Origin of the sequence: Rheinheimera sp., assembly GCF_037442345.1 — a bacterium.
Classification (GTDB): Bacteria; Pseudomonadota; Gammaproteobacteria; order Enterobacterales; family Alteromonadaceae; genus Pararheinheimera.
Genome location: NZ_JBBIQL010000041.1, coordinates 1 through 13193 on the forward strand (window position 1 = coordinate 1; position 13193 = coordinate 13193).

At 53.7% G+C, this 13193-nt stretch carries 8 protein-coding genes; 7 read left to right on the top strand and 1 reads right to left on the bottom strand.

Translation table 11 applies throughout. From position 1 onward, the window contains the following. Positions 1-1046, bottom strand: a 1046-nt coding sequence (locus WKJ04_RS17805; RefSeq protein ID WP_337881649.1) for an outer membrane protein transport protein, incomplete at its 3' end; no start/stop codon positions are given. Between the two features lie 257 nt (positions 1047-1303). Between WKJ04_RS17805 and WKJ04_RS17810 the strand changes: the two genes are divergently transcribed. The 7 genes from WKJ04_RS17810 (at position 1304) to WKJ04_RS17840 (ending at position 13164) form a co-directional block, all read left to right on the top strand. Next, entirely contained in the window at positions 1304-2377 is a 1074-nt protein-coding gene (locus WKJ04_RS17810) for an efflux RND transporter periplasmic adaptor subunit (protein ID WP_337881650.1), read from the top strand. A gap of 72 nt (positions 2378-2449) precedes the next feature. Further along, positions 2450-5686, top strand: a complete 3237-nt coding sequence (locus WKJ04_RS17815; protein WP_337881651.1) for an efflux RND transporter permease subunit — start codon at positions 2450-2452, stop codon at positions 5684-5686. Continuing rightward, positions 5676-8738: an efflux RND transporter permease subunit gene (locus WKJ04_RS17820; RefSeq protein ID WP_337881652.1), complete on the top strand. Its 3063-nt coding sequence runs from the start codon at positions 5676-5678 to the stop codon at positions 8736-8738. The genes WKJ04_RS17815 and WKJ04_RS17820 overlap by 11 nt, the downstream gene beginning before the upstream one ends. A gap of 75 nt (positions 8739-8813) precedes the next feature. Beyond that, complete coding sequence (locus tag WKJ04_RS17825) at positions 8814-9254, top strand: nuclear transport factor 2 family protein (protein ID WP_337881653.1); 441 nt, start codon at positions 8814-8816, stop codon at positions 9252-9254. Positions 9255-9348: 94 nt separating this feature from the next. Beyond that, a complete protein-coding gene (locus tag WKJ04_RS17830; RefSeq protein ID WP_337881654.1) occupies positions 9349-10839 on the top strand; it encodes a pitrilysin family protein in 1491 nt (496 codons plus the stop codon). After that, the gene (locus WKJ04_RS17835) at positions 10836-12242 is read left to right on the top strand and encodes a pitrilysin family protein (RefSeq protein ID WP_337881655.1); all 1407 of its coding nucleotides are present in this window, start codon (positions 10836-10838) and stop codon (positions 12240-12242) included. The genes WKJ04_RS17830 and WKJ04_RS17835 overlap by 4 nt, the downstream gene beginning before the upstream one ends. Positions 12243-12990: 748 nt before the next feature. Further along, positions 12991-13164 (top strand): hypothetical protein, encoded by a 174-nt coding sequence (locus WKJ04_RS17840; protein ID WP_337881656.1) that lies wholly within the window; start codon positions 12991-12993, stop codon positions 13162-13164. Positions 13165-13193 lie beyond the last annotated feature (29 nt).

A 13193-nucleotide genomic window follows, 5' to 3' on the forward strand; every position in this document is an offset into this window, starting at 1 on the left:
TTGGCGTCGTCACTGACAATATCAATGCTCTTAAAGCTACTCCAGCCAGTCCAGTTCACACTGGCTTGCAACGACACTTTGTCATTCAGGCGCTGATCGACACTGAAGGTCAGGTTCGCCGGGGTGGTCAGGTCCAGCTTGCTCTGTTCCGTCAGCTGGCTGTTCGAGGCCAGTTTACCTGTGCGCAGGTCGATCGCTGGCAGGGTCGGAGACACCACCAGGAAATTCGGGTTGCCCACGACATTGGCGCCGGTAATGGGCGTGTTGGTAATAACAGAATCACCTTTGAGGGTGTATTTCACTTCAGAGTGATACACCAGGGCCAGTTGAGTGTCACTAAAATTGGCGTGCAGACCCAGGGTGTAACCCGGAGCAATATCGTCGCCATTGACTTCATAGTGGCTGTCACAATAGGCCGCGTTGTAAACATCCCGGCCAAACATGGCGTTGATGTTGGTACCCAGTTCACACAGACCTGAGTGGTCTTTGTACTTGGACAAGGTTCCTTCTGCGTAATTCAGGTTCAGGCCTACACCCACAGACCAGATCTCATCAAGCTGGTAAGCCGCTGTTGGCTGCAGTGCAACGACTTTAATGGCGGTTTCATCGGCAAAGTAACGGCCAACAAAGTCATTGTTGTAATCAGAGGAAAGACCAAAAGGCGCGTACAGGCCTATGCCGTAGCTGACTTTGTCGTTCAGGTGATCGGCATAAAATGCAAAAGGCACCAGTTCGTTGAGGGTCAGTTTTCCATCTGCAGAACCCTGCACCGGCATACCTTGGGCGCTGGTGGCGGTTGCATCACTGTAACGGGTTTTGGCGTGGATCAGGTTTAAACCGCCAGAGAACTGAGCACCTTGCAATTGGGTCAACGCCGCCGGGTTGGAGTACACCAGCGAGGCATCCGTGATTTGCGCGCCGCGGCCCGCATAGGCATTGCCTGCTGCACTGACCGATTGTTCTAACAGTTTATAGCCTTCAGCAGTGGCAGAGGCGCTGCACAGCGCCAGTGCAACGGCCAAAGGGAGTGAAGCTTTTCGTAACATTTATTCATTACCCTGTGATAAAAATCGGCCGCATTATAGAAAAGAGGCAGCTTAGAGTACATGCTCTAAGACTGGTATTTTTCGCCACTGGTCTGATTAGTTTTTAACTAAATTCTGGCGAAAAACACTAACTTGCCAACAGAGCTAAGGATGTGTTTTTTATTTAAGCTATTGAATTTTATATATTAAAATTGATTTATTTTGCTGGCACAGCCCATGCAGAACACTGGCAACTGATGAATAAGGATGAACTCACCATGAATACCCGCTCTGTATTTACTCAAAGTCTGATTGCCGGTTTGGTTGCCAGCAGCTTAGTGCTCAGTGGTTGTGGCAATGCTGAAGGCAGCCCGGATACAGCGACCAAAGCTGAAGTGCTGGTCAGCATTCCGGTTGAAGCAGCCATTGTAGGCCGCGGCGAAATCAGCAGCCTGTACCGCACCACCACCACGCTGGAAGCCCGCGAAGATGCAGAAGTGAACAGCAAATCCACTGGCATAGTGCAGCAACTGTTGGTGGAAGAAGGTGACCATGTTACTGCAGGTCAGGTATTGGCTACGCTGGACACTGAGCGGCAGCGGCTGAATCTGGCCAAAGGCAAAGCTGAACTGGGCCAGCTGAAAAGCGAATTATCCCGTCTGGAATCCATGTACCAGAAAAAACTGGTCAGCTTTGACGTGTACGACAAGCTGAAATGGCAGGTGGAATCTTTGTCTGCTTCTGTGGCCTTGTCTGAGCTGGCATTGAAAGAAACCCAAATCATTGCCCCTATCAGTGGTGTGGTGGCCCGCCGTTATGCCAAGGTTGGCCAGCTGATCACTGAGTATTCATCCAAAGCTTTGTTTCATATTGTTTCAGAGCAAAAGCTGGAAGCGGTGATTAATCTGCCAGAACACCAGCTGCCGCGCGCCAAAGTAGGCCAGACCGCGATGCTGCAATTTGCCGCCTTGCCAGCCCAGCAGGCGCACATCATCCGTATTTCGCCTGTGGTGGATGCCACTACAGGCACCGCCCGTGTCACTCTGGCCATTGACAACAGTGCCCGCGAACTGAAAGCCGGTATGTTTGCCCAGGTTGAGCTGCAATACGATGCCAAAGCCAATGCGTTGTTGGTGCCCAAACGCGCTGTCATGGCAATGGACAATCAAAGCTCAGTCTTTGTGGTCGGCAAGGACAACAAAGTGGTGCGCAAAACCATCAGCACTGGCTATGAATCTGACACTATGCTGGAAGTGGTCGATGGCTTAGCTGATGGCGATCAGGTGGTGACTGCCGGTCAGGCCAGCCTGAAAGAACAAAGCCTGGTGCAAGTCATAGCCCCCAAAGCCTGATCCCCTGCATCTGCAGGGCCTGCCCGCCCCGGGGGATTCCCCGGGGATAATCAACAACAATAGGGATTTTTTATGAAACTGGTGAATCTAGCAGTCGCCCGTCCTGTCACTATGTGGATGTTTACCTTAGGTATTCTGTTATTTGGTATGGTCGCCATGAGCCGGCTGGCCGTCAATCTGTTACCCGATTTGTCTTACCCCACCTTAACCATTCGTACTGAATACCAGGGGGCGGCCCCGGCTGAAGTGGAGCAACTGGTCAGTAAACCCATTGAAGAAGCAGTCGGTATAGTCAAAGGCATCCGCAAAGTGCATTCGGTGTCCCGCGCTGGTCGCTCCGACGTCATTATGGAGTTTGAATGGGGCAGCGACATGGATCTCGCCGGTCTTGAAGTGCGGGAAAAAATTGATGTGCTGCTGCTGCCACTGGATGTGAAAAAGCCGCTGCTGCTGCGGTTTAACCCGAACTTAGACCCGGTGATCCGGCTGGCGCTGAGCCGCGAGCAAGAGCAGCCTTTAAGCGCGGCGCAACTGGTCAGTTTGCGGACTTTCGCCGAAGAAGACTTACGCCGCCGGCTGGAATCCTTGGCCGGTGTCGCTGCAGTGCGGCCTGATGGCGGCCTGACGCAGGAAATCCAGATCCTGATCGACAACGAAAAACTCAGCCAGCTGAAGCTGAATATCAGCACCATTAATGAACGGCTGAAAGCGCAAAACGTCAATCAGGCCGGAGGCCGCCTGGAAACCGGCAGCAACGATTATTTAGTGCGGACCATTAATCAGTTCACCAGCCTGCAACAGATGAAAGACCTGTACATCACCAAAGTGGGGGACAGTCAGGTGCGGCTGTCGGATATCGCCGAAGTACGGGATACCTTTGCGGACCGCCAGAGTGTCACTTACATCAATGGTCAACAGGCGATCGAAATAGCCATCTACAAAGAAGGCGATGCCAATACGGTGCAGGTGGCCAATACGGTGCGCTCCAGGCTGGATGATTTACGCAAACAACTGCCAGCCGGTTATCAGCTGACGCTGGTGTACGACCAATCCACCTTTATTAAAAACGCCATTGACGAAGTGAAATCTGCCGCCTGGCAAGGTGGTCTGCTGGCCATGGTGGTGTTGTATCTGTTCCTGCGGAATTTCTGGACCACCCTGGTGATCTCCATTTCCATTCCGGTGTCCGTGATTGCCACTTTTAACCTGATGCATGCGCAGGACATCAGCCTGAACATCATGAGCCTGGGTGGTATTGCGCTGGCCATTGGTATGCTGGTGGACAACGCCATTGTGGTGCTGGAAAACATTGCCCGGTACAAAGAGCAGGGCATGAGCCCGCTGGAAGCGGCGAAAAAAGGTGCCAGTGAAGTGTCGATGGCCATCACGGCCTCTACCTTAACCACAGTGGCGGTGTTTTTCCCGCTGGTGTTTGTCGAAGGGGTGGCAGGTCAGTTATTTAAAGATCAGGCGCTGACGGTGACCTACGCCTTGTTGGCGTCCTTGCTGGTGGCGCTGACGCTGATCCCGGCGATGGCGGCCAACGAGCGCAGCACTGCAGCTGTTGCGGCAGAAACCAATGCGGAACCTTTTGTTCTCAAACCTAAACATTGGGCCTTATGGCCTTTGGTTCCGTTCCGCCTGCTGTTTCTGGCGGTGCGTTATTTGCTGCTGGGGTTGATGGCTGCAGTGATGGTGTTGGTACGCGGCGTCAGTAAAGGTCTGGGGTTTGTGCTGAAACCTGTGCTGGCGTTAGTGCAAGGTTTTTTAACCGCACTGGAAGCGGGCTACCGCAATGTGTTACGTGCAGCCTTACACATCAAAGGCGCAGTGATCCTGGGGACTTTGGGCATCACAGCGCTGATTTACAGCCTGATCCCCCGGCTGGGTTTTGACGTGATCCCGGCCATGAGCCAGGGCGAGTTTTTTGTGGAAATTCAGTTGCCTGTGGGCAGCGCCATTGAACGCACCGACGCCATGCTGACGCAGCTGGCCAATGTGGCCAAAGCGCAGCCGGAAGTGGACCGCACTTATGGCATGGTCGGCACTGGCCAGCAAATGACGGTGGACCCGGCCATAGGCGGCACCCATTGGGGCCGGCTCAATGTGGTGCTCAAAGCAGGCAGCACGGCTGAAGATGAAGAACGTTTAATTGCGCTGTTCCGTCAGCAGGTGGCGGCATTGCCGGACTTAACCGCCAAAATCGACCGTCCTTCTTTGTTCAGCTTCAGCACACCGCTGGAAATTGAAGTCTCAGGCCATGATTTGACCAGCCTGAAGCAAACGGCCGATCAGCTGGTGCTGATGCTGGAGCAGCAAGACCGCTTCACCGATATCAAAACCTCATTGCGCGCCGGTCAGCCGGAAATCAGTCTGCACTTTGACCATGGCAAGCTGGCGCAATATGGCATGAACGCCGCCGATGTGGCGAAGCGGGTGGCCAATTATGTTGGCGGCGAAGTGGCAGGCCAATACAGCATTCAGGACCGCAAAGTGGATATCCGCGTGCGTCTGGCCGAGCAGTACCGCAACTCCGAAACCCAGCTGGCACAAATTATTATCAACCCGGGCAGTGAAAAACCGCTGCCGCTGTCAGCCGTTGCCGAGATCAAACGCGAGACAGGCCCCAGCGAAATTACCCGTATTGGTCAGCAGCGGGTTGCGGTTGTCAGTGCCAACCTGGCCTACGGCGACCTGGAGCAGGCTACTCAGACGGCCCGACTGGTGCTGGAACAGCTGAAGCTGCCTTATGGTGTGGGTGTGACTTTAGTGGGCCAAAGCGAAGAGATGGAACGTTCCTTTAATTCGCTGATGATGGCGCTGTTGCTGGCGGTATTCCTGGTGTACCTGGTGATGGCGTCGCAGTTTGAAAACCTGCTGCAGCCGCTGCTGATCCTGTTTACCGTGCCGCTGGCCGGGGCTGGTGCTGTGCTGGGTCTGTACCTGACCGGCACCCGGGTGTCAGTGATCGTCTTTATCGGCGTTATTATGCTGGCCGGTATAGTGGTGAACAACGCCATAGTGCTGATTGACCGCATTAACCAGCTGCGCGATGAAGGCATGGCGCTGCTGCCCGCCGTGGTCGAAGCCGGTGCCACCCGTCTGCGCCCGGTGCTGATGACCACCTTAACCACAGTGCTGGGCCTGTTACCTATGGTGCTTGGCAGCAGTGATGGCGCCGAAATGCGTTCGCCTATGGCCATCACCGTTATTTGGGGCCTGTCGTTGGCTACTTTACTGACCTTGGTGTTTATTCCGGTGTTGTACGCTTTAACCGCGAAAAAACGGGAGCAGGATTATGCAGCATAAACCTCTGGCGCTGACCCGCTTTGCGCTGCAGCGCCCTGTCACCTTATGTATGTTGTTTTTGTCGATGCTGGTATTTGGCTTGATGGCCAGCCGTATGCTGCCGCTGGAGAAGTTCCCCGGTATCGATATTCCGGAAATCTATGTGCATGTGCCGTACCCCAATGCGACACCGGCGGAGACCGAACGGCTGATCACCCGGCCTGTGGAAGAAGCGTTGGCGACAGTCACCGGCATTAAAAAAATGCGTTCGTTTTCCAAAGAGGACGGCGCTGATGTGTCGCTGGAATTTAACTGGGAAGAAAATATCAATACCAAAAGTATTGAGGTGCGGGAGCGGCTGGACAATATGCGCCACCTGCTGCCACGCGACGTGGAACGGGTGATGGTATTTCAGTTTAATACCAGCGATATGCCGATTTTCCAGCTGCGTATTTCCAGCGAGCGTGATTTGGCCATGGCTTATGATCTGCTGGAGCGGGTGATTAAACGCCCGCTGGAGCGGGTATCCGGCGTGTCCAAAGTGGAGCTCTATGGCGTGGATAAACGTCAGGTCAGTATCCGGCTGGACCCGCAGCGGCTGCGCAGCCTGCAGGTGGACCCGGCGGCACTGCTGCAGCAAATGCAGGACAGCAACTTTGCGATGACGGCCGGGGAGATCCGTAACCCGAACGAAAGCATCACGGTAAAGCCCATTGGTGAATTTACCAGCCTGGATGCACTGAAAGCTTACCCCATCCGTCAGGGCCTGACGCTTGGCGAAGTGGCCGATATTCAGCTGGAGCTGCCCAAACGTACTGAAGGCCGCCATTTACACCAGACCTATGCGGTGGGCATGAATGTGTTTAAGGAATCGGGCGCCAATCTGGTGGACGTATCCCGTGCTGCCATTGCGGTGGTGGATGCTGCAGGGAAAGACCCGGCCTTTAATGGTATTAATTTGTTCCTGATGGATGACACCGCCAAAGGGGTGACCGATTCGCTGTCCAACCTGCTCAGTTCAGGCGGTATGGGCGCGGCGCTGTCTTTTGTGGTGCTTTATCTGTTTTTACGCCATATCCCAACCACCCTGGTGGTGGTGCTGTCGGTGCCTGTGTCTATCGCCATCACGCTGGGCGCTATGTATTTCCTTGGCTACAGCCTGAATATTCTGTCGATGATGGGCCTGATGCTGGCCGTGGGGATGCTGGTGGACAACTCAGTGGTGGTGACTGAAAGTATTTTCCGCGAGCGGGCGGCCGACGCTGATATCAAAGCCGCCACAGAGCGGGGGGTGTACCGCGTCAGCCTGGCGGTATTGGCCGGTACCGCCACCACCGCCATCGTGTTTTTGCCCAATATTATTGGGCAGAAGGTTGATGTGACGGTGTTTCTGGAGCATGTGGCGATTGCTATTACCATTGCGCTGGGCGTGTCGCTGTTGATGGCATTGACGCTTATTCCGCTGTTGACCACCAAAATCAAACAAATTCACAGCCAGCAGAATGCCGAGCCCAGTGCGTTGGACAAGTTTTACGGCCGTTGCCTGCGCTGGACTTTAGCTAAACCTAAAACGGCCACCGCCATTGCCTTTGTGCTGCTTGCCAGTATTGCCATTCCTATGGGCCAGGTGTCGGGCGGCGACGAAGACGACGGGGATTCCAACCGGGCTTTTCTGAACTACAACATTCAGGGCAACTACAGCCTGGAGGAAGTGGAAGCTGAAGTGACCCGGATGGAACAGTATCTGTACCAGCACCAGGCCGAATTTGAAATTGAGTCGGTGTACAGCTACTACACCGCCAACCATGCCATTTCGATCATTATGTTCAACGATCCGTTGGTCAAACCTGTTGGCGACATCAAAAAAGCCATCCGGGAAGGCTGGCCGAAACTGGTGCGGGCAGAACCCAGTTTTGGCTGGAGTGAAAGTGGCGGCGGTATGCAGCTGCATCTGGCCGGTCCTTCCACCGAAATGCTGACCAAACTGGCGGCTGACATAGTGCCAGTGCTGCGTGATGTGAAAGGCCTGGAAGATGTGCGCTCAGAAATTGCCGATGGCCGTTATGAGCTGCAGATCCGGCTGGATCAGGACGCCTTGCAACGCTATGGCTTAAGTGCGCAGGAGCTGGCCAATACCGTCAGTCTGGCGTTGCGTGGGGTGAATTTACGCACTTACCGCAGCGCCGAGCAGGGCGAGCTGCAACTGCGGGTTTTGTACGATGAAAAAGTCAGCCATTCCCAGGCCGAGCTGGAAGCCATTCCGGTGGCGGTGCAGGACGGCGTCAGCATCCGGTTAAACCAGGTGGCTCAGCTGAGTCTGCGGCCTCTGCTGGCTGAGATCCGCCGTTTTAACCGCCAGACCACCCTGGCCATTGGCATGAACCTGAATAAAGAACTGACCATGGACAAAGCCAGAACTGAAATTCAGCAACGGATGGACCAATTGCAGCTGCCGCCGGGCTACAGCTGGTCTTTTGAAGGCAGCTTCCAGTACCAGGACGAAGCGCAGGGCATTATGGTGGTCAATATGCTGCTGGCGGTAGCGATGATTTACCTGGTGATGGCGGCCTTGTTTGAATCGCTGTTACTGCCCACTGCGGTGATTGGCTCTCTGCTGTTTTCGATGGTCGGGGTGTTCTGGGCTTTCCTGTTCACCGGCACCAGTATGGGCATTATGGGCATGATTGGCATGCTGGTGCTGATGGGCATTGTGGTAAACAACGGCATAGTGCTGGTCGACCGCATTAACCAACTGCGGGGCGAGCGGCCAGAGGCGGACCTGGTGCCGCTGATTATCGAAGCCTGTGAAGCCCGCCTGCGGCCTATTCTGATGACGGTATCCACCACTGTATTGGGTTTACTGCCATTGGCCATGGGCGATGCCACCATAGGGGGGGACGGCCCCAGCTATGCACCTATGGCCATTGCCATTATCGGTGGTCTGGTGTTTTCCACCTTAACCAGTTTATTGCTGGTGCCACTGACCTATTGGGGCTTAGTGCGTTTTAACGTCCTTTGGTCACAACTGCGGCACCAGGCAGCAGGTTTTGCTTCTAAGCTGATATCCGCTTAAAACGCGCATCGTTGCAATTATGCATGTGGTTTGGGGCAGCTTGGCTGCCCTTTTTTTATCGGGGTAGGGAAGGGTATGAAAAAAATAGTTTTGTTGTGCAGTGTTCTCTGTTCATGGGGACTCTGGGCTCAGACGGCGCAAGAGCAAGTGTTTGCTGCCGAACGCGCTTTTGCCAAAAGTATGGCGGACAGGAATATAGACGCCTTTGCGCAATACCTGGCCGACGACACGGTGTTTTTCGGACAACAGATGCTGCGTGGTAAAACCGAAGTGGTCGCAGGTTGGGCCGACTTTTTTAAAGGGGAACAAGCCCCGTTTTCCTGGCAGCCTGCACAGGTCGAAGTGTCGGCCGACGGGCTGTTGGCCCATAGTTCTGGCCCGGTAAAAAGCCCGGACGGTAAAGTGGTCGCTACGTTTAACTCAGTCTGGCGTCAAACGGCGCCAGGTGTCTGGAAAGTGCAGTTTGATAAAGGCTGCGAACGCTGCGGCTGCAACGCAGCAACCCAGGCCAACTGAGGCTGGAAATTGTTACAGGATATTGGTTTGCTTGATTTTTAACCGTCTGGGTGGTGTAGTAAAACCGCTTCAACCATCACAACAAGGACCTTTTATGTTAAGCCGCTATTGGATAGTAGGGCTGGCTGCTGCACTGGCGGCCTGTAATCCCAAACCGACAGACCCACCCAAAGACAATACAGACGCCACGGCTGCCGTTGCGGAACAACTGGCGAATCAGGCGGCCACGGCACCAAGCCCGGCCAGTTTTAATATTCCGGTGCACTACAGCACCTTGGACAATGGCCTGAAAGTGGTGATTTCCCCAGACCATACAGCGCCAACCGCCGTGGTGGGGGTGTATTACAACATTGGCTTTCGGAACGAGCCAAAAGACCGCACCGGCTTTGCCCATTTGTTTGAACACATGATGTTTCAGGGCTCGACGAACCTCGGCAAAATGGAATTTATCAACCTGGTCACCAATAACGGTGGTGTGCTGAACGGCTCCACCCGGTTTGACTTTACCAACTACTTTGAAATTGTACCGGCGCACAAGCTGGAAACCATGCTGTGGGCTGAAGCCGACCGGATGAAAGGCCTGGCCATCACCCAGGAAAACCTGACCAACCAGCAGGGCGTGGTGAAAAACGAAGTGAAAGTGAACGTGCTGAACCAGCCGTATGGCGGTTTCCCCTGGCTGGATATGCCGCAGTACGCCTTTGACAACTGGTACAACGCCCATAACTTCTATGGCGATTTAGCCCACCTGGACGCGGCCACACTGGAAGACGTAGCCGCCTTCTTTAAAACCTACTATGCACCAAACAATGCGGTGGTGGTGGTGGTGGGCGATGTGGACACCGACAGTACACTGGCCATGGTGCAGAAATACTTTGCCGCTATTCCGAAAGCCGAACTGCCACAACCGCCAGTGCTGACGGAGCTGCGTCAGGAGCAGGAAAAGCGTTTTGTCAAATACGACAAGCTGGCTCCCAAACCTGCCTTTGCGTTTGCCTACAAAATGCCGGAGCGCGACACGCCAGAGTTTTATGCCATGGGCATTATTGACCAGCTGTTAGTGCAGGGCACCGACAGCCTGTTGCACCAGGAACTGGTGAAAAACCGTGAGGTGACCAGCTCTGTGGGGGGCGGCATTAACTACCTGCTGGGCAATATGTTTAATTACAACGGCCCTATGCTGTGGATGAGCTCCTTCACCCATGATGAAAAACACACCACAGAACAGCTGGTGGCGGCGGTAGATACAGTGATTGGCAAACTGCAGGAGCAACCTGTCGCGCAGGCTGACATTGACCGTGCCCTGGTGAAACTGCGTTCGGCGCTGTACGACAATATGGATGAACTCTATGGCTTCGGTAAGCTGGATTTATTGGCCAGTTTCGCCCTTTTTGACAATAACCCGGCCCGCATTAACGAGCTGGAAGCTCAGTTTAAAGCGGTGACACCTGAACTGATTAAAGCCACAGTGAACGAATACCTGCGCCCGGGCAACAGAACTGTGTTGACCTTATTACCGGGCGAAGCCCCGGCAGAGGGCAAGGCAACACCAGAGGCTCAGAGCCAACAAGGAGCGAAGCAATGACACAGCCCATGAAACAGTTACACACTTTTTTGCTGGCTCTGTTGCCTGCCGCTTTGCTGGTGCTGACGCCCGCCTCTGCGAAAGAAACACCACCAGAAGGCAGCGCACCTAAAGCCTTTACGTTAACGGCACAGCGCAGCATCAGCCTGCCCAATGGCCTGAACGTGACCTTTGTGCAGTATGGCAAAACGCCCAAAGTGACAGTGCGGCTGTTGACCGAAACCGGCTCTGTGGATGATGGTGCCAAAGATGCCGTGTCTGAACTGGCTTATCAGTTGCTGCTCGAAGGCAGTAAAAACCGCGATGCCAAAGCCATTGCCCAGGCTGCGGCCACTATGGGGGGCCAGGTGAATGCGGTGGTGGACGTCAACAGCAGCTTTTTAGAGCTGGACGTGTTGTCGGAATTTGCCGGTGAGGCTGCCGCGCTGCTGGCCGATATTGCCATTCACCCCAACTTTACCGAAGCCGATAAAAACCGGCTGCTGACCAACTATGTGCGTGATTTGAAAGTGGAAAAATCACAGGCACAGAGCCAGGCGGCCGAAGCCTTTTACCGGCATATTTTTGGCAATCACCCCTACGGTAAAATTTATGCCGACGAAAAAGTGGTGGAAGGCCTGACGCTGGACGACTTCAACCAATTTGTGAGCACGCACCTGGTGGCGAGCCGCAGCCATTTATTTGTCTCAGGCCAGTTTGACGAAGCCAAAGCCGAAGCCGCCATTCGCGACGCTTTTGCGGCCATGCCGCAAGGCACAGGCCGGGTTCTGACCACGGCAGAGTCCGCGGCCAAACCAGGCCTGGTCTTTATTCCCCGTGACAAAGCGGTGCAGTCGACTATCCGTATCGGCTTGCCGGTGGTGGACCCGTCCCATCCGGACTATGTGGGGCTGGATCTTATGAACACGCTGCTTGGCGGTGCCTTTTCCAGCCGTATTACCCGCAACATCCGCGAAGACAAGGGCTACACCTATTCACCACGCAGCTCAATCAGCAGCCGTATTCAAGCGGCGGTCTGGTTTGAGCAGGCGGACGTGACGGCCGAAGCGACGGCCGCTTCCTTGGTGGAGATCATCAAAGAGATCAAACTGCTGCAAAGCACCCCACCGACAGAGCAGGAGTTAAACGGCTTTAAAAACTACAAAGGCGGCATTTTTGTGCTGCAAAACTCGTCGCGTGGCGCCATTATCAACCAGCTGTGGCACCTGAAAACCCATGGTTTACCTTTGTCGTACCTGGAAGAGTATGTGCAGAAAACCAATGCGGTAACGCCACAACAGTTAACTGACCTGGCGAAAAAGTACCTGCCAGTCGAGAGCATGACGCTGGTAGTGGTTGGCGACGAATCGGTAAAAGCGCAACTGGCCGCTGTGCCCGAGCTAAAAGCGCTGTTTAAGCTGTAGTTCTGAGACTTAAACTCGGTTTAAGAAGCCAGTTGTGTGACTGGCTTTTTTATGGGTTGTTGCTTAGTGGCATGGCAATCTGCTGTGCTGCGCAAGGTTTAGTCTGAACTGCGGTTCGCCCCGCACCGCCAAAAACCGCTTAATGCCAAAAACAGACAATGTAGACCAGTCGTACCTAAAGTCATCGTTAACACGCATCAAAACCACTGTGCGCATTCCCAGTAATAGACTATGAGTTTATTTTCGGACAACTAGTGAATATCGAGTACGGGTTTTGTCGTGCAATGGTTTTCCTTTTTCAGAAAAATTCCGTTGATTTAGAGACACTTCAGCGTTAATTTGGTATGAGTAAAAATCAGGAAAGAAGGCAAAAAAATTTCCGACTTGCGGGCGTTTTGCCTTCTATTAAATTGTTCTGTCTCGCCGGATTAAGGGCTTTAGATCGGTGGGGCATAATGTCCAGATATAGAGAACAAACTAATCTTGAAAAGTTTGTGATTTTCTGCAACGCTCGAAGCGTTCGCGTCACCGCTGATGCGAGCATGCAGACGGATGGCGCGCACCAGCTTCGAGTAAAGCCACAAACCCCAACACCGGCGAGTTGTCGCGTCGGGAATTGTTTTACTGCTTGAGTCATAAGGAACCAAGGGAATGGTGGTCCACCGTAAACCAAAGACAGAACAAGACGCTGCAACGGACGCTAAACGCGCCGTTGAGCTATATCGTTAGCTTCACCAAGGGTAAAAATATGACTCTTGAATTTGGAAAACCAAAATCGTTAGATGATATTGAATTGGAAGATGTGAAAAAATATCCAATTTGGTTATGGGTTTGGGAGGCAGGAATGGAAGAGGAGGCAGAGGACGAAACTTGGCAATGTCCAGTTATCAACTCTACAGAGAGTGTAAAAAAATCTGTGTAAGTGGCATTCTACCTATGTATTTGAAAGGA